This window comes from Ruegeria sp. PrR005 (assembly GCF_010500245.1).
Lineage (GTDB): Bacteria > Pseudomonadota > Alphaproteobacteria > Rhodobacterales > Rhodobacteraceae > Ruegeria_B > Ruegeria_B marisflavi.
This window is the reverse complement of the sequence record NZ_JAAGOX010000043.1, coordinates 103,315-125,677: the sequence shown is the minus strand read 5'-3', so window position 1 is coordinate 125,677 and position 22,363 is coordinate 103,315. Positions and strand designations below refer to the sequence as shown.

The window sequence follows — 22,363 nt, the reverse complement described above, 5'->3', positions numbered from 1 at the left end:
TTGGTAGTTCTGGGTAGAACCGGCATGTTACCGCTCGCAACCGCCTCTTTTCGAGCTTTCTGTTTTCACATCTGGATACTGGGCGGCGGCAGCCCCCGGATCGGAGGCAGGTCGTGCAGCGTACGCGCGCCCAGTTGCCCCATGTTCGCTTCCATATCCTTGCGCAGGACGTCTATCACATGTTCAGGTCCGGCCGCTCCAAGCGCGGCCAGTCCAAAGTGGAACGCGCGCCCCAGCATGACGAAATCGGCACCAAGCGCCAATGCCCGCAAGATATCGAGACCGCCTTCGACGCCACTGTCAAAGACCAGCGGCAGGCGCGTCGCGTCGCGGATCTCGGGCAGGGTTTCGACCGTCGCCGGTGCGCCGTCAAACTGGCGCCCGGCGTGATTCGACACCCAGATGGCATCGGCGCCCAGCCGCTCCAGCCTGTCGGCGTCTTCTGCCCGCGACACACCCTTGACGATGAACGGACCCTGCCAATGATCGCGCAGCCATTTCACGTAGTCTGCTGTCGGCGATGTCCGCAGGATATAGCCGATATGGGCGGTGGGCGGCAGGTTGGCGATTCCTTGGGTGTACTTGTCGAGAGTTCGCATGTGCGGCATTCCTGCCCACGCCATGCCCAGTGCCCAGGCGGGACGCAGTGCCACCTGCGCCAGCAGGCGAGGTGTCAGTTTCGGGGGCTGTGTCAGACCGGACCGGATCTGCCGCTCGCGCCGCGAGGCGACCGGAACGTCAACGGTCAGGACCAAGGTTTGAAAGCCCGCGTCCCGCGCGCGATCCAGCAGGTCCTTGCGAATACCTTCGTCTTTTGGCGGGTATAGCTGGAACCAGGCTTTCGGGCCGATATGCGGGGCAAGATCCTCGGGGCTTTGGCTGGCGACCGTGGACAGGCAATAGGGAATATTGGCTGCCGCAGCCGTGCGGGCCAGGTGCCCCTCGGCGTCCGGCCAGATCAGCCCGGACATGCCAACGGGAGCAACCCCGAATGGAAGGTTGTATCGCGTTCCCAAGAATTCGGTTGCCAGATCGTATTCAAGCGGACCGTGCAGGATTGATGGCAGGAACCCGACCTGATCCAGCGCCGCGCGATTGCGGGCCTTCGTGGCCTCGACTCCTGTACCGCTATCCAGATACTCCCAAACGAATTTGGGCAGGCGCCGCTTTGCGCGCCACTTCAGATCCATGATGCCGGGATAAGTGCTGTGCAGATCCATGCGGCGCATTAACCTGTGACGTTGCGTAATTGTCCAGTCCTGCCGGGCATCCTTGACAAAAAATTCTGCAACGCAGCGAATGCACTGTGTTTGCGGGAATTTTCGGGAACTTGCGAACAAGTCGTGAACGTCCTCTTTTATTTCGCGCGGGCCCGAAGTAGTTTGGTGCCATGAGCAGTTACGACGAAATGGACGCCTTTGAAGGCGCATCATTGTCGGCACGGGCCATGGCGGCGCGGCCGACCCCTTATCTTGACGACCTGAATCCGGCCCAGCGCGAGGCGGTGGAGCGGCTGGACGGTCCTGTCCTGATGCTGGCGGGCGCGGGCACCGGCAAGACCAAGGCGCTGACCGCGCGCATCGTGCATCTGCTGATGACCGGCCGCGCCCGGCCCAACGAGATCCTTGCCGTGACCTTCACCAACAAGGCCGCGCGCGAGATGAAGAACCGTGTCGGCCGCCTGCTGGGCCAGCCCGCCGAGGGCATGCCCTGGCTGGGCACCTTTCATTCGATCTGCGTCAAGCTGCTGCGCCGTCATGCGGAACTGGTCGATCTGAAATCGAACTTCACCATTCTCGACACCGACGACCAGCTGCGCCTGCTCAAGCAACTGGTGCAGGCCGCCAATATCGACGACAAACGCTGGCCCGCGCGGCTGTTGGCGAACATCATCGACGGCTGGAAGAACAAGGCGCTGACGCCCGACAAGCTGCCCGCCGCCGAGGCCGGCGCCTATAACCATCGCGGGCCCGAGCTGTATGCCCAGTACCAGACCCGCCTGCGCGAGTTGAACGCGGTCGATTTCGGCGACCTGCTGCTGCATATGGTGACCATTTTCCAGACCCATCCGGATGTGCTGGCACAATATCAGCGCTGGTTCCGCTATGTGCTGGTGGACGAGTATCAGGATACCAATATCGCCCAGTATCTGTGGCTGCGGCTGCTGGCGGGCGGGCATCGCAACATCTGCTGTGTCGGCGATGACGATCAGTCGATCTATGGCTGGCGCGGCGCCGAGGTGGGCAATATCCTGCGGTTCGAAAAGGATTTTCCCGGCGCTCATGTGGTGCGGCTGGAACAGAATTACCGCTCGACCCCGCATATCCTAGCAGCGGCGTCCAACGTCATTCGTGGCAACGAGGGGCGGTTGGGCAAGGAGCTGTGGACCGATGCGCAAGAGGGCGAAAAGGTCCGCCTGATCGGCCATTGGGATGGCGAGGAAGAGGCCCGCTGGATCGGTGAAGAGATCGAGGCAATGCAGGGCGGCACGCGGGGCGTGCGGCCGATCTCGCTAGATGAAATGGCGATTCTGGTGCGCGCGGCGCATCAGATGCGCGCGTTCGAGGACCGGTTCCTGACCATCGGCCTGCCTTACAAGGTGATCGGCGGCCCGCGCTTTTATGAGCGGATGGAGATCCGCGATGCCATGGCCTATTTCCGGCTGGTCACCAGCCCCGAGGACGATCTGGCCTTTGAGCGGATCGTGAATACCCCCAAACGCGGCCTTGGCGACAAGGCACAACAGGCCATTCGTGCCGTCGCGCGCGAAAACGGGGTGTCGCTGGTCGAAGGCGCCCGGATCGCGGTGGAGAACGGCCTGATCAAGGGCAAGGGTGGCAAGGCGCTGGGCGAGTTGACAGACGGGCTGGCCCGCTGGGCCGCACTGACGCGCGGACCCCGGATCGAGATCGACGACGACTCGGTGATTGAGGACGGCGCCGCACCGATGCAATTCGCTGCGCCCGAAGTGTCGCATATCGAGCTGGCGCAGATCATCCTGGACGAATCCGGCTATACCGCCATGTGGCAGAACGACAAGACGCCCGAGGCGCCGGGGCGGCTGGAAAACCTCAAGGAACTGGTAAACCAGCTCGACAATTTCGAGAACCTGCAAGGGTTTCTGGAACATGTCAGCCTTGTCATGGACAATGAGAAGGACAGCGATGGCGCCAAGGTCTCGATCATGACGCTGCACGCGGCCAAGGGGCTGGAGTTTCCCGCCGTCTTCCTGCCGGGATGGGAGGACGGGCTGTTCCCTTCGCAGCGTTCGATGGATGAAAGCGGCCTCAAGGGGCTCGAAGAGGAGCGGCGGCTGGCCTATGTGGGCATCACCCGCGCCGAAGAGGTCTGTACCATCTCCTTTGCCGCCAACCGGCGGGTGTTCGGCCAATGGCAGAACGCGTTGCCTTCGCGGTTCATCGACGAACTGCCCGAGGATCATGTCGAAGTGCTGACGCCACCGGGCCTCTATGGAGGCAACATAGCCTCATCTCAGGGCATCGAGAGCCGCGCCGCAGCGGCCGATGGCTATAACTCTCCGGGATGGAAGCGGTTACAGGCACGGCAAGGGCAATATGGCCTGTCGCAGCCGCGTGAGACCAGACATACGGTCATCGATCTCGACGCGGTTGCCAGTTTTGTTCTGGGGGAACGCGTGTTTCACCAGAAATTCGGCTATGGCAAGGTAATCGGCATCGAAGGCGACAAGGTCGAAGTCGATTTCGACAAGGCCGGCCTGAAAAAGGTCGTGGCTCGCTTCCTCTCTGCAAAGGATGACGTGCCGTTCTGAGCGCGACCGCGCCTTCTGCTTCTTTCTGGTTGAAAGCACTTCGGCGGAGCAGCCACCGCCGTCGGGGGGCAGCGCCCCCAGTTTTCCATGTCCTGTGACAAAAAACAAAAACGGCGGTTCCCAGGGAGGAGAAGGGGAACCGCCGTTCTTTGCAACACCGGAGCAGGGAGGAGGAGGCCCCGATGTATCCGAACCCGGGATCGACGCCCGGTATGAGGGTCGCGGCGGTGCAGGGAGGAGGAGAGCACCGCCGCGCGCTTTCTACACCAGGCAGGGAGGAGGAGAGCCCGGTGTATCGGCATCCGGCTTTCTTTGCCGGTATTGATGCGGCGGCATCAGGGAGGAGGAGGATGCCGCCGCCTTGTTTCAGGCCCCAGGGAGGAGGAGAGAGGCCTGATCCGTAAAACTCTTGCGCTTAGCGCGCGGTGTATTCTTGCGCCGCCTGAAGAGCGACGCGTTTGATCATCGACCGGTGAAGGCCAAGATCCGCCAATTCACGGCCGGAGAGTTTCGACAACTCATTGACCGTCTCGCGGTACACGCGGTACCGGGCGAAGCGCGCCATCGCTGCTTCGATCATCGCCGAAATGCCGAACCCTTGTTCGACCTTCACTGCGGTATGTTCGCTTGCCATCGCCATCGTCGTATTCCGTATCTGTTCCTTGAGCGCCTCGTGGTGGCGCCCTGTTGAGAACGAAGATAGGCGAATGCTGCATCTGCACAATAGTTTTTCGGATCAATGCTGCTATGCAGCAAACGCATACTTGCCACGAAACCCTATGGAATCGCGTAATTTTCCTTTTTTCATTGACGTTTCTGCGGTGCCGGTATGGAGCGTCGGCCATGCTGGAATGAACGTTAAAGCTTTGGCGCCCGAAAGTTACGCCACGTGACTTATTTTGCGGCGCAAAAAAATGACGGGCAATGACGAGATCCATGGCGAGTATGGGATCACTCCGTTGGAACGCCCTGGTGAACTCCAAAGATTCGGTCGCGGACGTCGCGCCTCTTTCATGCGCGTCACGCGGGTAGGGTCATTCCATGGGAAATCGTGGGTCGCTGCGAGGGGCGCGTCAAATTCGGTCCATAGCCTCAGGTATAAAATGGTGATTCGGAGTAGAAAATCTGGAACATTTAGTGAACATGTGCTGAAGTGGAACAGCCATTGAAAATTTTCTGGGAATTTCTGGGAAATCGGGGGGACGAATTTTTGACACTACATATGGTTAGTGAGAGAAAATAACTTCCAACTTATGGTGAAGAACCTGCCTTTCACATGATATTGTGTGTGTCTCTCCGTTGTTGATTCCAGAAAAGGGCCGCAGAATGCTGTTGATTTCCATGAATTCCCATGGCATCCCTTGTTCATCCGATGAGGACGAGGCGACAGGGGCACCAAACGACCCCAACCAATAAAAACAAGGTTTCATACAGGCATCTCGCTTTCATCGAACCAAGAGATCCGGCGCGCGAGCGAGCAGACATCCCCCCAGGTGGCGCGCGCAGTCGGACACCCCGCAAGGCGGGCAAAGTCGGCGGGTTGATCAGTGGCAGCAGATCAACCCGCCGTTTTCATTCTGGGGGACGGAAAGACAATGGGGGCGCAAGCGAAAGGGACAGTCAGCTTGGCGCGCAGGTTCAGAGGCGAAAGCCACCACAAGGTGGATGCTAAGGGGAGGGTGTCGATACCCGCCTCGTTTCGTCGTGTCCTGGAGGCAGGTGACCCCAACTGGCAATCCGGCGGCAACCCCGAACTGGTCATTGTCTATGGCGACCATCGCCGCAAATACCTTGAGTGCTATACCATGGAGGCGATCGACGAGGTCGATGCTAAGATCGACGCGCTGCCGCGCGGCTCGATGGAGCGCAAGATGCTCCAGCGCATGTTCCACGGTCAGTCCTTTCCGACCTCGGTCGATGAAACCGGTCGCCTGGTTCTGCCCGCCAAGCTGCGCCAGAAGATCGAGCTGAACGACGAGGCGTTCTTTATCGCCGCGGGTGACACGTTCCAGATCTGGAATCCCGCGACCTACGAAGCCGAAGAGCTGGCGGCGGCCGAGGAATGGCTCGATGAGTTGCCAGACGACTTCGATCCGATGCAGTTTCTCGACGGGGCCGGGGGCACCTGAGGTCATGTCCGCTGCCGCTGCCCCCCCTTCCAACGATCCCCACATTCCGGTTCTGCTGCGCCCCCTTCTGGCGGCGGTGGCACCGGTGTCCGGCGTCTGGCTGGACGGTACCTTTGGTGCTGGCGGTTACACGCGGGGCCTGCTCGCGGCCGGGGCCGACAAGGTCATCGCGGTCGACCGCGACCCGCTGGCCTTCACAATGGCCGCCGATTGGGCCGCCCAGTATGGTGACCGCCTGGTGATGCAGCCCGGCGTGTTTTCGCGTCTGGACGAATACGCCTCGGAGCTGGATGGGATCGTGCTGGATCTCGGCGTCTCCTCGATGCAGCTCGATCAGGCGGAACGCGGGTTTTCGTTCATGAAAGAGGGTCCGCTCGACATGCGGATGAGCCAGGACGGGCCAAGTGCCGCCGATCTGGTCAATTCCGCCGCAGAAAGCGACCTGGCCGACATCCTGTTTCACTATGGCGAGGAACGCGCCAGCCGCCGCATCGCACGCGCAATCGTCAGGGCCCGGAGCGAAGCTCCGATCGAAACCACATTGCAACTGGCGGGGATCGTCGAATCCTGCCTGCCGCGCGCCAAACCGGGCCAGTCGCATCCGGCGACCCGCAGCTTTCAGGCGCTCAGGATTGCCGTGAACGCCGAGTACGAAGAGCTGTTCCAGGGCCTGATGGCTGCTGAACGCGCCTTGAAGCCCGGCGGTAAACTGGCTGTGGTGAGCTTTCATTCGGTCGAGGACCGGATGGTCAAGAGGTTCCTCCAGGACCGTGCCGGGCGCACCGGTCGCGCAAACCGGTATGCACCCGAGACAATCGAGGATCTCCCGCGGTTCGTGCTGCTGACCCGCAAGGCGGTTGGTCCCGACGATCAAGAGCTGTCGGAAAACCCAAGGTCGCGCTCGGCCAAGTTGCGGGTCGCGGTGCGCACCGAAACCCCGGCCGGGGAAATCGACGCAAGGGCCATTGGAATGCCGCAACTCAAGGGGGCGACGCGGTGAAAAGCGTGATCTATGTGCTGACCGCATTGGCGGTTCTGGGATTGGCGCTCTGGGCTTATCAAGAGAATTACCGGACGCAGGAAGTGCTTAACGAGACCCAGCGGCTTCAGCGCGAGATTGGCGCGGCGCAGGTGCGCCTGAGCGTTCTGCGGGCAGAGTGGGCCTATCTCAACCGCCCGGACCGGCTGCGGGAACTGGCGGATCTGAATTTCGAAAGCCTAGGCCTGTTGCCGATGCGCCCGGACCAGTTCGGCCGGGTGGCCGATATCATGTTTGCCGTCGATCCCGAATTGCCGATTGTCGACGGTGTCGATGTGTCGAACTTCTCCGATCTCGGAACCCTGCCGCCGGAGCAACAACCATGATCCGCACGCCCCTCCGCCCGCTTGCCCGTATTCTGGATGCCCGCGCCAAGGGGGAGAACCCCGACCTGATCGAGCGCGAGAACATCCGCCGCAGGCATGACGAGATGCAGGACCGCGCCCGCGCCCGCGCCGAAGGCCGGCTTCTGGTTCTGGGGGTCTTCTTCTTCTGCGCGTTTTCCGTGGTGGGCGCCCGCATGGGAATTCTGGCCTCGTCCGAGGCGCAGGAACCGATGGCCAGCGCGACCGGGGCGGCAATCGCGACCCAGCGCGCCGATATCATCGACCGCGAAGGGCGGCTTCTGGCCACGAATTTCGAGACCCATTCGCTCTATGCCCAGCCGCCCCTGATGGTCGATCCTGTGGCCGCAGCCGAAGGCCTGGCAAGGGTGTTTCCCGATCTCGACAAGGAGCGGTTGATCCGCGATTTCACAGGCAAGCGGAAATTCATCTGGATCAAGAAACGCATCAGCCCCGAGCAGAAGCAGGCGGTGCATGACATCGGCGATCCGGGCCTGTTGTTCGGCCCGCGCGAGATGCGGCTTTATCCCAATGGCCAGCTTGCCGCGCATATCCTGGGCGGGGCCGGGTTCGGTCGCGAGGGGGTCGAGGCCGCCGAAGTGATCGGTGTTGCCGGCGTGGAGAAGCAGTTCGACGGCTATCTGCGCGATCCGGCAAATGGTGACAAGCCGCTGCAACTGTCGCTGGACCTGACCGTTCAGGCCGCGATGGAGCAGGTCCTCTACGGTGGCATGAAGATCATGAACGCCAAGGGTGCCTCGGCGGTCCTGATGAACGTTCACACGGGCGAAGTGGTTGCGGCGGCATCGCTGCCTTCGTTCGACCCCAACGACCGGCCGCGTCCGCCCGCCACCGGGTTCGATCCCTCGGACAGCCCTCTGTTCAACCGCTATGTGCAGGGGGTCTATGAGTTGGGTTCGGTGTTCAAGATATTTGCCGCGGCGCAGGCGGTCGACCTTGGGCTGGTCAATTCCGAAACCGTAATCGACACCTCGGGACCGATGCGGATCGGCAAGTTCCCCATCGGCGAGTTCAACAACAAGAACTATGGCAAGATCAGCGTCGCGGACGTGATCGTACACAGTTCGAACCGGGGCACCGGGCGGCTGGCGCTTCAGATCGGGTCTGAACGCCAGCAGCAGTTCCTTGGCAGCCTGGGCATGTTCGATCCCACCCCGTTCGAAATCGTAGAGGCTGCCGGTGGGCAGCCTTTGAAACCAAAGAATTGGGGCGAGCTCAGTACCGTGACCATCTCTTATGGCCATGGCCTGTCGACCAGCCCGATGCACCTGGCTGGGGGCTATGCGGCGATTGCCAATGGCGGGCAATATGTCAGCCCTACGATCCTGAAGCAGAAAGGGCCGCAATACGGCCCGCGCGTGATGTCGGAAAACGCGGCGCAGCAGGCGCGCATGATGCTGCGCAAGGTCGTCACCAGCGGCACGGCCAGCTTTGGCGAGGTGCCTGGATACGCTGTCGGCGGCAAGACCGGCACCGCCGACAAACCCAAGCCGCGCGGCGGATACTACGAGGACAAGGTGATCGCGACCTTTTCCAGCATCTTCCCGGCCAACGATCCGAAATACGTTCTGGTGGTCACGCTGGATGAACCCTGGATCGTGGCCTATGGCGAAAAGCGCCGCACCGCCGGTTGGACCGCGGTGCCCGTCGCCGCGGAACTCATCGGCCGGGTCGCACCGTTGCTGGGTCTCAGGCCACAGCTTGAGCCCGGCCAAGGGGCTGGCTATACGCTCACCTCGAACTGAACAGGGGTAGGTGCGCCATGGGCGATACGGCAAAGACACTCGGTCAACTGGCCCTGACCGCGCGGGGCGGCCGGGATCCGGCGATTACCGGGCTGGCGGTGGACAGCCGCCAGGTCAAGGATGGCTATCTTTTCGCCGCTCTGCCCGGGACCCGCATCCATGGCGGGGAATTCATACAATACGCGCTGCGCATGGGCGCGAGCGCCGTGCTGACCGATGCCGAGGGCGCCCGCATCGCCGCCGATGAACTCGCCGCCTCGCAGGCCGCGCTGGTGGTGGTCGAGGATCCGCGCCAGGCGCTGGCGCTGACGGCGGCGTTGTGGTTCGGGGCGCAGCCCGCCACCATGGTCGCGGTCACCGGCACCAATGGAAAGACGTCGGTCTCGACCTTCGTGCGCCAGATCTGGACCGAGCTGGGCCATGACGCCGTCAACCTTGGCACCACCGGGGTAGAGGGCGCCTGGACCGCGCCGCTGGCCCATACTACGCCCGAGCCGATTACCCTCCACCGTTGTTTGGCCGAGGCGGCGGCAAACGGCGTCACCCATGCGGCGATGGAGGCCTCCAGCCACGGGTTGGAACAGCGGCGGCTCGATGGCGTGGTGCTCAAGGCTGCCGGGTTCACCAATTTTACCCAGGACCATCTGGATTATCACGCCACCTTCGAGGCCTATTTCGCCGCCAAGGCGGGGCTGTTCCGCCGGGTGCTGCCACCTGACGGTGTGGCGGTGATCAACATGAACGACCCAAAGGGCGCCGAGATGCGTGCCATTGCCGCCGCGCGCGGTCAGGATGTGCTGACCGTGGGGCGTGGCCCCTGCGACCTGAGCCTGACCAACCAGCGGTTCGACGCCACCGGTCAGGACCTGCTGTTTTCCTGGCGGGGCAAGCCCTATCAGGCGCGGCTTGACCTGATCGGTGGTTTCCAGGCGGAAAACATCCTTTTGGCCTGCGGGCTGGTCATCGCCAGCGGCGATGCACCCGAGCGCGTCTTTGAAACCCTGCCGCATCTGGGTACGGTCCGGGGTCGGATGCAGCTGGCCGCGACCCGTGCCAATGGTGCGGCGGTCTTTGTCGATTACTCCCATACCCCCGATGCTGTGGCCACTGCGCTCAAGGCGCTGCGCCCGCATGTGATGGGTCGGCTGGTGGCCATTGTCGGGGCCGGTGGCGACCGTGACCCCTACAAGCGTCCGCTGATGGGCAAGGCGGCGGTGGAAAATGCCGATATCGTCATCATCACCGATGACAATCCGCGCAGCGAGGACCCCGCCCTGATCCGCGCCGCCGTGATGCAGGGCGCGCCCGGTGCGACCGAGGTCGGCGATCGGGCCGAGGCAATTCTTCGCGGTGTCGATACGCTGGAACCGGGCGATGCTCTGCTGATCTGCGGCAAGGGGCACGAGACCGGGCAGGTGGTGGGCGACCAGGTGCTGCCCTTTGACGATGTGGAACAGGCCAGCATCGCCGTGGCCGCGCTGGAAGGACGGCTGGCATGACGCTCTGGACCGCAGCCGAGGCCGCCGAGGCCACAGGGGGCCGCGTCACCTGCGACTGGCAGGTCACCGGCATCTCGATCGATACGCGCACCATTGCGCCCGGCGATCTCTTCGTTGCACTGACCGCCACCCGCGACGGGCACGACTTCGTGGCACAGGCGCTGGAAAAGGGCGCGGGCGCCGCGCTGGTCTCGCGCATTCCCGAGGGGGTATCCCCGGATGCGCCACTATTGCTGGTCGAAGATGTTCAGACCGCGCTTGAGGCTCTGGGCCGCGCCGGGCGCGCCCGTACGCAGGCGCGGGTGGTGGCAGTGACCGGCAGTGTCGGCAAAACCTCGACCAAGGAGATGCTGGCCGCCATGCTGGGCGCGCAGGGCCGCACCCATGCCAGCGTCGCCAGTTACAACAACCATTGGGGCGTGCCGCTGACCCTGGCGCGGATGCCGCGCGACACCGATTACGCGGTGATCGAGATCGGCATGAACCATCCCGGCGAGATCGCGCCGCTGGCCCGCCAAGCCCGCCCGCATGTGGCGATGGTCACCACCGTCGCGGCGGTACATCTCGAGGCCTTTGACGATGTGGCCGGTATAGCCCGCGAAAAGGCGGCCATTATGGAAGGGTTGGAACCCGGCGGCGCTGCGGTGCTGAATGCCGATATTGCCGAGGCAGATATCCTGCGACAGGTCGCCACCAGCGTCGGCGCGCGTCAGGTCACCTTTGGCCGTACCGCCCGGGACTATTGCCTGAACGCAGCCGAAGTTGCGGGAACCGAGACGCGAGCAGAGGCAAAAACGCCCGAGGGTGGCATCCGCTTCACCCTGCAATCGGCGGGCGCCCATTTTGCGATGAACGCCCTGGGCGCGCTGGCCTGTTGCGATGCAATGGGCGCGGATCGGGCGCAGGCGCTGACAGGTCTCGAAAGCTGGACGCCCTACAAGGGACGCGGCGCACGCGAGAGCATCGCGCTGGAGGGTGGCGCGATCACCCTGCTTGACGACAGCTACAACGCCAACCCGACATCGACAGGGGCGGCTTTGGACGTCCTGGCCTTGGGTTCCGGCTCGCGCCGCATCGCCTTTCTGGGCGATATGAAGGAGTTGGGCCCCGAAGCTGAAGCATTGCATGCAGAATTGTCGATGCATCCCGCGATGGCGCAGATCGACCGCGTGCATTGCATCGGCCCGCTGATGCAGGCCCTGCACGCAGCGCTGCCCGAAGGCAAACGCGGGCTGTGGTCCGAAACCAGCGCCGAGATGGCGGTCAAGGTACCGGACCTGGTTGCGGTCGGCGATATCGTGCTGATCAAAGGGTCGCTCAGCATGGGATTGGCGCGGCTTGTTGACGCGCTGCGTGAAATCGGCCATGGGGCCAGATCGAAAAAATCGGCAAACGATTAGGGACAGCGGCGCATGTTGTATTGGTTGACGGCCTTGTCGGACGGGGGGGATGTCTGGAACCTCTTCCGCTATATCACCTTCCGGGCGGGCGGCGCCTTTATGACAGCGCTGATCTTCGGCTTTCTGTTCGGACGTCCGCTGATCAACGTGCTGCGCCGCAAACAGGGCAAGGGCCAGCCGATCCGCGATGACGGTCCCGAGGGGCATTTTTCGAAGGCGGGGACGCCTACTATGGGGGGGTTGCTGATTGTCGGGGCTTTGATGACTTCGACGCTCCTTTGGGCGCGTTGGGACAATCCGTTTGTCTGGATGGTACTTTTCGTCACGCTGGCCTATGCGCTGATCGGCTTTGCCGACGATTACGCCAAGGTCTCGAAACAGAACACCAAGGGTGTCTCGGGCCGCATGCGGCTGGCGCTGGGCATCATCATCGCGGTGATCGCCGCCCTCTGGGCGAGCTACAACCACCCCGAGGCGCTGCAAAACCAACTGGCCCTGCCGGTCTTCAAGAACACCTTGATAAACCTCGGCTATTTCTACGTCCCCTTCTCGATCTGCGTGATCGTCGGCGCCGCCAACGCGGTCAATCTGACCGACGGTCTGGACGGTCTGGCGATCATGCCGGCGATGATCGCGGCCTCGACCCTGGGCGTCATTGCCTATGCGGTGGGGCGGGTCGATTTCACCGAATATCTCGATGTACATTATGTACCGGGGACCGGAGAGATCCTGATCTTCACCGCCGCGCTCTTTGGCGCCGGGCTGGGCTTTTTGTGGTATAACGCGCCGCCTGCGGCCGTGTTCATGGGCGATACCGGCTCGCTGGCGCTGGGCGGCGCGCTGGGCGCGATTGCGGTGGCCACCAAGCACGAGCTGGTGCTGGCCATTGTCGGCGGGCTTTTTGTTGTGGAAGCTCTAAGTGTTATCATCCAGGTGCTCTATTTCAAACGGACCGGCAAGCGGGTCTTCCTGATGGCCCCGATCCATCACCATTACGAGAAAAAGGGCTGGGCCGAACCCACCATCGTGATCCGCTTCTGGATCATCTCGCTGATCCTGGCGATGATCGGGCTGGCCACACTCAAGGTCCGCTGAGGCGGGCCTTTCGTACTCCGAATTGACCGTTTTGTACCCGCTCCGAGAGGGGGATTGACCGTTTTGTACGGGGTGGTAGGGGGTGTTTTTCGGTTTCCTTGGTCTTCTCTCAGGTCGTACTGCCGAGGCGGCCGACCCTCGGCGCCACGCTGATGGGCGATGGTGTGAAGGTTGATCATGGCCACTGGTTAGGGACGTGGTTTTGATGGCAGTTAAGCGGACTTTGCTGCTGTTCGAATCTGTCAGGTCAAACTCCGCTTTTTTAAGCCGGCAGCGAATAGAGTGAAACCTGCACCGCCTTCATGCACCATGTGCAGCTAGTTGCATTGTCCACAAACTGCTCGCTTGATACCCAAGGGCTGCGGTGCCCGAAAAGAGGGAAAAATACCGAGAAGGAACTACTCCCATCAGCGTTCTCCCGCAACGTCTGCCAATGCTGCCTTTAACACTTGGAAGCATACCTTGGCCGTGTGCTGGTCTGGAGTGAAACCAGAGGTGAGTTGCTGATATGGGTGAATGTAGTTGCGGAAATCACGAAGACCGTGCCCAAACTTTTTCACATCGGGCTTGAGCAGCCCGATTTCACAAGCTACGTCGATGAATTGCGCAAGGTTCCATTCATAGAACTTCTTCACGCTACCTGTGTTATCTGTTGGACTGGCCTTCGCATTATTGAACTTAGCCGGGTGTTTTTGCGCAGCGCCTAGTAAAACAGCTTCTAAGACGCTGCCGCAAAGGAATATTACAGACAGGTATGCTCCAGCTTTCAAGGCTGCCCGTGCTTCTGTAAGCCGTTTTTCGATGATCGGCACAACAGGCGCATCGACAGGCAGCTTGTGGATGTTTGGGATCGAAAACTCGGTGTCAAGGAAACTGCTTTCGGTAGGCGAACTCTTTGGCTTTGTTGACTTGCTCAAAAGACGATCAACAGCAGCACGCCCTTTTTCAAATACCGGTTTGTCGACTTCAGTGCCACCAAGCTCGCAACTCGCGACATAGGAATCCAGCATCTCAGAAAGGACCTTGCCAACGATCGGATCGGGTTCCTGATCCCAGAAGGCACGCATCTTCTTGGCCTTAGAGGTGCCATAGAATTGGTATTTCGGACCATGAATATCAATGCCGTGTTTATTGAAAAACGCGCCATAGTTCACGTCCGAGTAGTCCAACACGTACCCGCTGCCCATCTCAAGCAAGCGTTCCAAGTATCGTTTTTCGATGTCCGTAAGACTGCTCATCGTCAGCTTTATTGTACCGAAAACGATGACATTTCAACCTTGCGAATAAATGTTTGTGAACTTCGACAAAACGCACACAAGACCTTTCTATCGGAAGCCTCGGCGGGTTACTCCAAAGGCGTCATTCGTGACTTCGCAGTATTTGGTCACTCAGGCTCGATGCAGACATTCTCCGCTTGCGGAAACGATCGGCTGATGCCCGCCGCAAGTGAAATCATCCTCGCTGTGTTCCGTGCATGGTTCTTGGCAAAGTAAGGCAGCGCATGTTTCGTGAATAAGTACGGGAACGCGGGTTTGGCTCTCTCCCCGTACTGTAGCTAGCCCCGCTTGCAATCCGCCAGAGCCTCGGTACAGGGTGGCGGCATATGGGTTTGAGGGGGAGCAGGCATGATCCCGGTCAGAGGCTTGCGGTTGGGTCAGTGGAGCTTGCCACCATACTCCTTCCTTGCTCGGTGACCCAAGCTGTTGCAGACTTTCGCGCGGAAAGGGACGCGTGTTTCGAGCCCGGGGTCGCGTGAGGGGCGGGCCGGGGCGATGCCTTGGTTTGGGAGGAGGGAGATATGACAACCGGTACGCCGGACCTTGCACCACCGGACGAACCGGCGCCGCGGCAGCCGGCGCCGCCCGAGGTCAACAGGCTGACGGCCGATGATATCGCCGCCTCGCTGAAGGCGGGGTTTGCCGACTTTCTGGCGCGGCCTGTGATGAGCGGGTTCTTTGGCCTGTTCTATGCGGTGTTCGGAATCCTGTTCGTCTGGTGCCTGGTCTGGCTTGGGGCGGTCTGGATGGTCATTCCCGCCGCCATCGGCTTTCCGCTGGTGGCGCCTTTTGCCGCCGCAGGGCTTTACGAGATGTCGCGCCGGCTGGCGCGGGGGGAAGCTTTTGGCTGGAGGGACATCCTTGGCGTGATGACCGCGCAGCGCAATCGCGAAATGGGATGGATGGCCTTTGTCACCCTGTTCATCTTCTGGGTGTGGTTCTATCAGTTCCGAACGGTTCTGGTGATCGTCCTTCAGGATGCGTCGTTTTCCAGTCTGGACGGGTTTCTGAACACCGTGTTCTTCACGCCCGAGGGCTGGATATTCCTTGCGATCGGGACCTGTGTCGGTGGCTTTCTGTCGGCGGTGCTGTTCACGGTGACGGTTGTTGCCATGCCCATGCTGCTGGACCGGGAGGTGGATTTCATTACCGCGATGCTCACCTCTGTACGCGTGGTGCGGGAGAACCCGGCGGTGATGCTGGGGTGGGCGGCGATCATCACGGTGACGATGGCGGTGTCGCTGGTTCCGGCGTTTCTGGGGCTGGTGTTTACCCTGCCGATCCTTGGCCACACGACATGGCATCTCTATCTGCGGGCGGTGGCGCCGGTGGAGGGGTGATTGTCCGGTCGTCCGCCTGGGCGGTCGGGGGACGGTCCGGCGGGCGGGCAAAGCCGGTATCAGTCAGAGCATCGCCCAAGAAAGGCCGGCCGGCCTTTTCCTGTTGTCTGCGGGCGCTTTTCAGGCGTCGCATCGCCCGGATCGAGCCGGTATCACAGGTCCATGGACATCTCGTGCCAGGCCATGCCGCCGTGGTCGGAGGCTGACGGCCTGATGTATCCGTATCCGAACTTCTCATAGAGCGGCACATGATGTTCCTTGCACATGAGATGGATCGTGGTCTTGCCCATCCGTTTCATCCGCTCGACAAACTCGACCATCAACGCCTTTGACAGACCCTTGCCCTGGTGCGCGGGGGCAACGACGACGGACATGATCACGACGTTCGACGCTTCGGGGTCGTGTCCAACAAGCTCCTTGAACTCTTCGTCGGACATTTCGACCTCATGCGCACAGCCGGAATTGATGAACCCGACCAGCTCTCCGTCTGCCTCTATGACGAGGAACCCCTGCGGATAGCTTTCGATCCTTTTGGCGATTTTCTCGCGGGTCGCCGCTTCGTCCCCTTCGTAGGCTGAAGTCTCGATCTCAAAGCAGCGATCTGCATCACACGGGCGGGCATTTCGAAACATGTGCATGGTCCGACACTAGTCCGGTCCTGTCCTGATTTCCACTTCGTTGCGATACACACGCCTGGGTTCGCATGTGAAAAGCGATGCGAGACGTGCGGCAGCTTTATGATCAGGGACGACCAAACATAACATCTCGTCAGATAGCATGGTGTAGAGTAGCATCCCCGAATGTCGTCAAAACCATCTGATCTGGCGCCGCAGGCCGATCGTCTTGTGTTCTCGCGTTTCACACAAACCGACGCGCCCGCGTTTGCGTGTGTGCTGTCTGACCCCGAGGTGACGCGGAGCATCATGGCCAAGGCGACGACGCCGGAGCAATGCCTGGAATGTGCGCAGCAAAGGATCGCCTGGCACAACTCGAACTGGGACACAGAGGGTTATGGCGTTTGGGCGCTTCGTGAACAGCTGCCGGATGGTTCGCCGTCGGACACGATAATCGGCTGGTGCGGCCTGACTTCGACATCCCATGGGCCGACGCCGGAGATCCTCTATGGCTTTGCGCGAAGCCATTGGGGAGGCGGGTTGGCGACCGAGGCTGCGCGGGCAACGATCAACTGGGCCTTTGAAGGCGACATCTGTGACAATATTGATGCGGTGATCTTCGGCGTGTTGAATCCGGGGTCCTCTGCCGTTGCCGGAAAGCTTGGCATGACTCGGACCGGAAAGATGCGGTTCGCTGACTTCCTGCCAGAGCAGCAACTGGGCCGGGATGTTCTTGATTACGAGATATGGAGGCTGGGCAAGGGCGCTTGTCTGGATTTCCGGTCCCTGTTGTTTCAGGCGCCGTTCAAGGCCGGTCTGTTGGTGAGCGCAGGTGTGGCGGGCGAAACCGGGACTCTGACCGACTTGCTGGCCGCGGCCCATAAGCATCCAGATGGCGGCGATGTCGATGACACCGAGATCGACCGGATTGTCTCTGAGGCTTTCGGGCGCGGCATCAGGGACTGCGACCTTGATGTCTTTCGTATCTCGCGTCTGGATTGGGCCGAAGGGCGCGGTGTCTGACGAGATCGCACCTGCGCCGAGCGGCGCTCTGGTCGAACGGGAAAGGCGGCAGAACCGGCCGGGTATCGACACCGCCGCCAACCGGGCGTGAAAAGACGGGGAGCAGCCGGAGGGCAGATACCGGCAGTCTATTGCCGCCAGAAATTGCGATGCGGCGCGACAAGCTCGTCTTCGATTTCCGGGAAGGGCCCGTGCACCTCGATCTTCTTTTGCCCGGATGCGAGCACGGTCCGCGAGGGCATGTTCAGGGTCGGATTCTCGGCGTGGTCTCCGGTAAGGGCAAGAAGCGTGGTCTCTTCAAAACCGTAGATCAGCCGTCCGATATTGGCCCAATAGAGCGTACCGGCACACATGGCGCAGGGCTCGGCTGTGGTGACCAGCGAGCAGGTCCAGAGAAACTCTGGCGTATAGGCCGACGCGGCACGCCGGGCGAGTTCGGTTTCGGCATGGTGGACGGTGTCGATATTGCCCTGGCGCATGAGGATCGTATCGTCGGGACCGACGAGCACCGCGCCGAAGGGGTGATGGCCATGTTCAGCGGCGCCTTTGGCAACGGCATTGGCGGCGAGAATATGGGCGATCATCTGATCTCGAGTCATGACGAACGACCTTTGCTGGAGCGGGTGAGACGGGGGGCGTGCCTGTGCCGAATGAAAATGCGATCAGGTCCATCATTCTGGGTTCAATATCACGGCCCGGTCTGTCCCGCACTGGAAAACGACCGTGTGCGTCGAGATCATGGCTCGACCGCACGGACCGGAACAGGTTCCTTTTCCGGATCCCCGACAGGCCCCGCTTGCAAATCGGCAAGGCCTGGGTACAGGGTGGCGGCGGATGGATTTGAGGGAGAGCAGGCATGATCCCGGTCAGAGGATTTGCGGGCGCGAAGGTGGCGGTATTGGGCTTGGGCCGGTCGGGGCTGGCCACGGCGCGGGCCTTGCGCGCGGGGGGCGCCGAGGCGCTGTGCTGGGATGACAGTCCCGCTGCGCGCGAGACGGCCGAGGGCGAGGGGTTTGGCCTGCGCGATCTGCGCAAGGCAGGCGTCTGGGACGACGTCGCCTGCCTGATCGTGTCGCCGGGCATTCCGCATCTTTACCCCACGCCGAACCCGGTGATTGCCGCCGCGCTGGAGGCCGGGGTGCCGGTGGATAACGATATCGGCCTCTTCTTCCGGTCCTTCGCGGGCCCCGAGTGGGACGGGTTCGACACGCTGCCGCGGGTGGTGGCGGTGACCGGGTCGAACGGCAAGTCGACCACCTCGGCGCTGATCCACCACATCCTGAGCGAGGCGGGGCGGCCCTCGCAACTGGCGGGCAATATCGGGCGCGGGGTGCTGGATATCGAGCCGGGCGAGGAGAGCTCGGTCGTGGTGCTGGAACTGTCGAGCTATCAGACCGATCTGGCCCGGGCGCTGACCCCGGATGTGGCGGTGTTCACCAATCTCTCGCCCGACCACCTGGACCGGCATGCCGGCATGGGCGGCTATTTCGCGGCCAAACGGCGGCTCTTTGCCGAAGGCGGGCCGGATCGGGCGGTGATCGGGGTGGACGAGACCGAAGGGCTGTACCTGGCCGGGCAGATGTCCGAGGGGCCGGGCGATGACCGGGTGATCCGGGTGTCGGTGAGCCGCAAGCTGACCGGGCCGGGCTGGCAGGTGTTTGCGCGCAAGGGGTATCTGAGCGAGTACCGCAAGGGGCGGCAGGCGGGGGCGATCGACCTGCGCGACATTCGCGGGCTGCCGGGGGCGCACAACCACCAGAACGCCTGTGCGGCTTATGCCGCCTGCCGGGCGCTGGGGCTGAGTCCCAAGGCGATCGAGGCGGGGATGCGCAGCTATCCGGGCCTGCCGCATCGCAGCCAGATCGTGGCCGAGGCGGGCGGGGTCACCTATGTCAACGACAGCAAGGCCACCAATGTGGACGCGGCGCTCAAGGCGCTGGGCGCGTTCAAGCGGATCCGCTGGATCTGTGGCGGCTTGCAGAAAGAGGGCGGCATCGCGGCGCTGAACGATGGGCTGGGCGAGGTGCTGAAGGCCTATGTGATCGGGCGTGAGGCGGCGCAGTTTGCTTTGCAGCTGGAGGTCGAGGCCGAGGTCTGCACCACCATGGCGCAGGCGGTCGAGCGGGCGATGGAAGAGGCGGAGCCGGGTGATACGGTGCTGCTGGCGCCTGCGGCGGCGAGTTTCGACCAATACGACAATTTCGAGCGGCGCGGCGAGGATTTCATGGCCGAGGTGCGGGGGCGGCTGGGGGGGTAGGGGGCGCTGCCCCCGTCACCTGCGGTGACTCCCCCGGGATATTTGGGGCAAGAGGAATGAGCGCAGGCCTGCTCCTTCATTTCGCCGCAAATACTCCGGAGCGCGAGGCAGCGCCTCGCATCTGCGCTTGCGGTCAGCGTTGCTCTTTGGCGATCGCGGTGCCGGCGGCGTGGCCCGAGGACCAGGCCCATTGGAAATTGTAGCCGCCGAGCCATCCGGTGACATCCACCGCCTCGCCGATGGTGTAGAGGCCGGGGAGGGATTTTGCCGCCATGGTGCGGGCGTCGAGCGTGTCCGTGTCGATGCCGCCGAGCGTGACCTCGGCCGTGCGATAGCCCTCGGTGCCCGAGGGGGTCAGGCGCCAGTCGTGCAGCGCCTCGGAGAGCGCGCGGAGCGCGCTGTCGGACTGGTCGGCGAGTCGGCCTGACAGGCCCAGGTGCGGCGCCAGCGCCTCGACCAACCTTGCGGGCAGGAGGCGGGCCAATTCGGTGCTCAGGTCGCGGCGGCCCGAGGTCTGCCGCTGGTCTCGCAGCGCGGTGTAAAGGTCGCGGTCGGGGGCGAGATCAACCCGGATCTCCTCGCCCTCGCGCCAGTAAGAGGAGAGTTGCAGCACCGCCGGGCCACTGAGGCCGCGATGGGTGAAGAGCAGCGCCTCGTCAAACGCGGCGCGTGCGTTCGACAGGCGGGCGGGCAACGAGAGACCTGCGAGCGGGGCAAACCGCCCCTCGGGGAAGGTGAAGGGGACAAGGCCCGCGCGGGTCTCAATCACTGTCAGGTCGAACTGCCGGGCAATGTCATAGGCCAACCCGGTGGCGCCCATTTTGGGGATCGACTTGCCGCCGGTGGCCAGCACGAGATTACGGGCGGTGAGGCGTTCCGTCCGGCCCTCGCGTTCGACCGTCAGCGCGAACCGCCCGTCGGCATGGGACAACTCCCTGAGACTGGTGTTCAGCCAGAGGGTCGCGCCCGCGTGCTCCATCTCCGAGAGCAGCATGGCGACGATCTGTTTCGCCGAACCGTCGCAGAAGAGCTGGCCCAGCGTCTTTTCATGCCAGGCGATGCCGTGGCGGTTCACCAGGTCGATGAAATCCCATTGGGTGTAGCGGGCCAGCGCCGATTTGCAGAAATGCGGGTTTTGCGACAGGAAGTTCTCGGGGCCTGCGTACATATTGGTGAAGTTGCAGCGGCCACCGCCCGAGATGCGGATCTTTTCTCCCGGCGCGCGGGCGTGGTCGAGCACCAGCGTGCCCGGTCCCGCATGGGCCGCGCACATCATGCCGGCGGCACCGGCGCCCAGGATGATCGTGTTCAATTGCATCCGTCGGGGGTGCCGTACCGCGCGCGATTTGGCAAGGGGGCAGCTGAATGGGGGGTCAGGCCATCGGCGGCATCACCGGTTTGCGCCGCATGCCGCTGACTGCGTTGAGCGCCACGGCGGCGAGGATGATCGCGCCGCCCCAGAGGGTGCCTGCGCTGGCCTCTTCGCCAAGGACCAGCCAGACCCAGACCGGCGCCAGCATGGATTCGATCATGGTGATCAGCGTCAGTTCGGCGGCGGGCACAACCTGGCTGCCGAGCGTGTAGAGCGCCATGCCCACGGCCAGCAGGCCCGCGCCCATCGCCATGGCAATGGCGATGTCGCGCGAGGGCACCAGGAGCGGCTGGCCGGTGAACCCGAGCATTCCCAGCGCCACGACCATCGACAGCATGCCGCCGATGGCGACGGCGGGCATCATGTCGCCCAGCCGCCCCCAGCGCAGCGACAGGGTGAAAAGCGCAAACCCCATGGCCGAGGCAAGCGCCGCCAGATTGCCCGCCAGCGCCCCCAGCGCCAGCCCTTCGCGCACCATCACCACCAGACCGACCAGGGCGATGGCGATGGCGGCCCAGGTGGCGCGCCGCACGCTTTCGCGCAGCACCACCCAGCTGAGCGCGGCGGCGAGAAAAGGGGAGGCCGCGAAGAGGAACACGGCATTTGCCACGGTGGTGGACTGGATGGCAAAGATCGCGCCCGCAAAGGCGACCACAAGGCCGAGGCCCGCCATCAGCCCGGCCCGGCCGGTGGCGCGCAGGGCGGGCAGGATGGGCTTGCGCCTGCGCCAAGCGAAAAAGGCCAGAAGCGCGGGCACCATCGCCGCCGAGCGCCAGAACAGGATCGCCCAGGTGCCGGCCTCGTGGATCTCGCGGATGGCGAGGCCCATGAGCGACCAGAGCACGGCGGCGGTCGCCACCAGAATGACACCTGTCGAATAGCTCATGCGCCGCGCCCTCTGCCCGATTTTCCGGGCGATGGTGGCGGCGGGGCAAGGGCGCGTCTGTTCCGTTCGCGACGCGATGCGCCGCAAAAGGCTGGTGTCTCAGGCGGTTGCGCCGTCCCGCTTCTTGAGCCGGTGGCCCACGGCGACGATCGCCTCGATCGCGGGAACCAGGTCCTGGCCGAGGTCGGTGAGGGAGTATTCGACCGAGGGCGGCGAGGTGGGCCGCACCTCGCGCAGGATCACGCCCTTGTCTTCGAGCTCGCGCAGGCGGGTGGTCAGCATCTTGGCCGAGATGCCGGGAATGTCGGTCTTGAGCTCGTTGAAGCGGCGCGCGCCGCCGCTGAGATACCAGATGACATTGGGCGTCCAGGCGCCGCCGAGAATGGCCATGCATTCGCTGAGCGGGCAGGTTTCGGGCAGCGGGGCGGCCTTGTTGCGGGTGATCTTGAGCGCCATGGGAGTTTACCTGGTAACCATGGGGTAACCCGATAATTCAGTTACAAGTAGAAATCAAGTTTACTTTGGTAACTGC

At 62.8% G+C, this 22,363-nt stretch carries 19 protein-coding genes; 11 read left to right on the top strand and 8 right to left on the bottom strand.

Annotated elements, in window-relative coordinates; translation table 11 throughout:
• Window positions 1-65: 65 nt before the first annotated feature.
• Complete coding sequence (locus G0P99_RS17895; RefSeq protein WP_164131850.1) at window positions 66-1,229, bottom strand: alpha-hydroxy acid oxidase; 1,164 nt, start codon at window positions 1,227-1,229, stop codon at window positions 66-68.
• Between the two features lie 161 nt (window positions 1,230-1,390).
• Here G0P99_RS17895 and G0P99_RS17890 point away from each other — a divergent pair, with 161 nt between their 5' ends.
• Window positions 1,391-3,790 carry an ATP-dependent helicase gene (locus tag G0P99_RS17890; RefSeq protein ID WP_164131849.1) on the top strand — a complete coding sequence of 800 codons (2,400 nt, stop codon included), beginning with the start codon at window positions 1,391-1,393 and terminating at the stop codon, window positions 3,788-3,790.
• A 415-nt stretch (window positions 3,791-4,205) separates the two neighbouring features.
• Here the strand turns inward: G0P99_RS17890 and G0P99_RS17885 are convergent, their stop codons facing one another.
• Window positions 4,206-4,430: a DUF1127 domain-containing protein gene (locus tag G0P99_RS17885; protein WP_164131848.1), complete on the bottom strand. Its 225-nt coding sequence runs from the start codon at window positions 4,428-4,430 to the stop codon at window positions 4,206-4,208.
• Between the two features lie 985 nt (window positions 4,431-5,415).
• Here G0P99_RS17885 and mraZ point away from each other — a divergent pair.
• From mraZ to mraY, 7 genes are read left to right on the top strand one after another with little or no spacing between them, the layout of a single operon-like run.
• Window positions 5,416-5,919, top strand: coding sequence for a division/cell wall cluster transcriptional repressor MraZ (mraZ, locus tag G0P99_RS17880; protein ID WP_164131847.1), 504 nt, complete (start codon window positions 5,416-5,418; stop codon window positions 5,917-5,919).
• Window positions 5,920-5,923: 4 nt separating this feature from the next.
• Window positions 5,924-6,919, top strand: coding sequence for a 16S rRNA (cytosine(1402)-N(4))-methyltransferase RsmH (rsmH, locus tag G0P99_RS17875; RefSeq protein ID WP_164131846.1), 996 nt, complete (start codon window positions 5,924-5,926; stop codon window positions 6,917-6,919).
• A complete protein-coding gene (locus G0P99_RS17870; protein WP_164131845.1) occupies window positions 6,916-7,284 on the top strand; it encodes a cell division protein FtsL in 369 nt (122 codons plus the stop codon). The genes rsmH and G0P99_RS17870 overlap by 4 nt, the downstream gene beginning before the upstream one ends.
• On the top strand, window positions 7,281-9,068 hold the full coding sequence (locus tag G0P99_RS17865) for a penicillin-binding protein 2 (RefSeq protein WP_164131844.1): 1,788 nt from the start codon (window positions 7,281-7,283) through the stop codon (window positions 9,066-9,068). The genes G0P99_RS17870 and G0P99_RS17865 overlap by 4 nt, the downstream gene beginning before the upstream one ends.
• A 17-nt stretch (window positions 9,069-9,085) precedes the next feature.
• Window positions 9,086-10,567, top strand: coding sequence for a UDP-N-acetylmuramoyl-L-alanyl-D-glutamate--2,6-diaminopimelate ligase (locus G0P99_RS17860; protein ID WP_164131843.1), 1,482 nt, complete (start codon window positions 9,086-9,088; stop codon window positions 10,565-10,567).
• Window positions 10,564-11,967 carry a UDP-N-acetylmuramoyl-tripeptide--D-alanyl-D-alanine ligase gene (gene murF / locus G0P99_RS17855; protein ID WP_164131842.1) on the top strand — a complete coding sequence of 468 codons (1,404 nt, stop codon included), beginning with the start codon at window positions 10,564-10,566 and terminating at the stop codon, window positions 11,965-11,967. The genes G0P99_RS17860 and murF overlap by 4 nt, the downstream gene beginning before the upstream one ends.
• A gap of 12 nt (window positions 11,968-11,979) precedes the next feature.
• On the top strand, window positions 11,980-13,062 hold the full coding sequence (gene mraY / locus G0P99_RS17850) for a phospho-N-acetylmuramoyl-pentapeptide-transferase (protein ID WP_164131841.1): 1,083 nt from the start codon (window positions 11,980-11,982) through the stop codon (window positions 13,060-13,062).
• Between the two features lie 407 nt (window positions 13,063-13,469).
• On the opposite strand, the gene G0P99_RS17845 is transcribed toward mraY, so the two are convergent.
• Window positions 13,470-14,300: a hypothetical protein gene (locus tag G0P99_RS17845; protein ID WP_164131840.1), complete on the bottom strand. Its 831-nt coding sequence runs from the start codon at window positions 14,298-14,300 to the stop codon at window positions 13,470-13,472.
• A 560-nt stretch (window positions 14,301-14,860) separates the two neighbouring features.
• Between G0P99_RS17845 and G0P99_RS17840 the strand changes: the two genes are divergently transcribed.
• Complete coding sequence (locus G0P99_RS17840; RefSeq protein ID WP_164131839.1) at window positions 14,861-15,679, top strand: DUF2189 domain-containing protein; 819 nt, start codon at window positions 14,861-14,863, stop codon at window positions 15,677-15,679.
• Window positions 15,680-15,831: 152 nt separating this feature from the next.
• Here G0P99_RS17840 and G0P99_RS17835 read toward each other — a convergent pair whose 3' ends face one another.
• The gene (locus G0P99_RS17835; protein ID WP_239059863.1) at window positions 15,832-16,311 is read right to left on the bottom strand and encodes a GNAT family N-acetyltransferase; all 480 of its coding nucleotides are present in this window, start codon (window positions 16,309-16,311) and stop codon (window positions 15,832-15,834) included.
• A gap of 168 nt (window positions 16,312-16,479) precedes the next feature.
• Between G0P99_RS17835 and G0P99_RS17830 the strand changes: the two genes are divergently transcribed.
• Entirely contained in the window at window positions 16,480-17,316 is an 837-nt protein-coding gene (locus G0P99_RS17830; protein WP_164131837.1) for a GNAT family N-acetyltransferase, read from the top strand.
• Window positions 17,317-17,444: 128 nt separating this feature from the next.
• On the opposite strand, the gene G0P99_RS17825 is transcribed toward G0P99_RS17830, so the two are convergent.
• Window positions 17,445-17,915 (bottom strand): nucleoside deaminase, encoded by a 471-nt coding sequence (locus G0P99_RS17825; protein ID WP_164131836.1) that lies wholly within the window; start codon window positions 17,913-17,915, stop codon window positions 17,445-17,447.
• Window positions 17,916-18,172: 257 nt separating this feature from the next.
• On the opposite strand from G0P99_RS17825, the gene murD reads away from it, so the two are divergent.
• Window positions 18,173-19,573: a UDP-N-acetylmuramoyl-L-alanine--D-glutamate ligase gene (murD, locus tag G0P99_RS17820; RefSeq protein WP_164131835.1), complete on the top strand. Its 1,401-nt coding sequence runs from the start codon at window positions 18,173-18,175 to the stop codon at window positions 19,571-19,573.
• 133 nt (window positions 19,574-19,706) lie between these two features.
• Here murD and G0P99_RS17815 read toward each other — a convergent pair whose 3' ends face one another.
• The 3 genes from G0P99_RS17815 to G0P99_RS17805 form a co-directional block, all read right to left on the bottom strand.
• On the bottom strand, window positions 19,707-20,891 hold the full coding sequence (locus G0P99_RS17815; RefSeq protein WP_164131834.1) for an NAD(P)/FAD-dependent oxidoreductase: 1,185 nt from the start codon (window positions 20,889-20,891) through the stop codon (window positions 19,707-19,709).
• Window positions 20,892-20,946: 55 nt separating this feature from the next.
• Complete coding sequence (locus G0P99_RS17810) at window positions 20,947-21,831, bottom strand: DMT family transporter (protein ID WP_164131833.1); 885 nt, start codon at window positions 21,829-21,831, stop codon at window positions 20,947-20,949.
• A gap of 99 nt (window positions 21,832-21,930) precedes the next feature.
• Complete coding sequence (locus G0P99_RS17805; protein ID WP_164131832.1) at window positions 21,931-22,287, bottom strand: helix-turn-helix domain-containing protein; 357 nt, start codon at window positions 22,285-22,287, stop codon at window positions 21,931-21,933.
• Between the last annotated feature and the right edge of the window lie 76 nt (window positions 22,288-22,363).

What these genes read in the sequence shown, in the direction of transcription:
- G0P99_RS17895 (WP_164131850.1), bottom strand. Translation starts at nt 1,229, where the DNA reads ATGCGCCGCATGGATCTGCACAGCACTTATCCCGGCATCATGGATCTG.
- G0P99_RS17890 (WP_164131849.1), top strand. Translation starts at nt 1,391, where the DNA reads ATGAGCAGTTACGACGAAATGGACGCCTTTGAAGGCGCATCATTGTCG.
- G0P99_RS17885 (WP_164131848.1), bottom strand. Translation starts at nt 4,430, where the DNA reads ATGGCGATGGCAAGCGAACATACCGCAGTGAAGGTCGAACAAGGGTTC.
- rsmH (WP_164131846.1), top strand. Translation starts at nt 5,924, where the DNA reads ATGTCCGCTGCCGCTGCCCCCCCTTCCAACGATCCCCACATTCCGGTT.
- G0P99_RS17865 (WP_164131844.1), top strand. Translation starts at nt 7,281, where the DNA reads ATGATCCGCACGCCCCTCCGCCCGCTTGCCCGTATTCTGGATGCCCGC.
- G0P99_RS17860 (WP_164131843.1), top strand. Translation starts at nt 9,086, where the DNA reads ATGGGCGATACGGCAAAGACACTCGGTCAACTGGCCCTGACCGCGCGG.
- murF (WP_164131842.1), top strand. Translation starts at nt 10,564, where the DNA reads ATGACGCTCTGGACCGCAGCCGAGGCCGCCGAGGCCACAGGGGGCCGC.
- mraY (WP_164131841.1), top strand. Translation starts at nt 11,980, where the DNA reads ATGTTGTATTGGTTGACGGCCTTGTCGGACGGGGGGGATGTCTGGAAC.
- G0P99_RS17845 (WP_164131840.1), bottom strand. Translation starts at nt 14,300, where the DNA reads ATGAGCAGTCTTACGGACATCGAAAAACGATACTTGGAACGCTTGCTT.
- G0P99_RS17840 (WP_164131839.1), top strand. Translation starts at nt 14,861, where the DNA reads ATGACAACCGGTACGCCGGACCTTGCACCACCGGACGAACCGGCGCCG.
- G0P99_RS17835 (WP_239059863.1), bottom strand. Translation starts at nt 16,311, where the DNA reads ATGTTTCGAAATGCCCGCCCGTGTGATGCAGATCGCTGCTTTGAGATC.
- G0P99_RS17830 (WP_164131837.1), top strand. Translation starts at nt 16,480, where the DNA reads ATGTCGTCAAAACCATCTGATCTGGCGCCGCAGGCCGATCGTCTTGTG.
- G0P99_RS17825 (WP_164131836.1), bottom strand. Translation starts at nt 17,915, where the DNA reads ATGACTCGAGATCAGATGATCGCCCATATTCTCGCCGCCAATGCCGTT.
- murD (WP_164131835.1), top strand. Translation starts at nt 18,173, where the DNA reads ATGATCCCGGTCAGAGGATTTGCGGGCGCGAAGGTGGCGGTATTGGGC.
- G0P99_RS17815 (WP_164131834.1), bottom strand. Translation starts at nt 20,891, where the DNA reads ATGCAATTGAACACGATCATCCTGGGCGCCGGTGCCGCCGGCATGATG.
- G0P99_RS17810 (WP_164131833.1), bottom strand. Translation starts at nt 21,831, where the DNA reads ATGAGCTATTCGACAGGTGTCATTCTGGTGGCGACCGCCGCCGTGCTC.
- G0P99_RS17805 (WP_164131832.1), bottom strand. Translation starts at nt 22,287, where the DNA reads ATGGCGCTCAAGATCACCCGCAACAAGGCCGCCCCGCTGCCCGAAACC.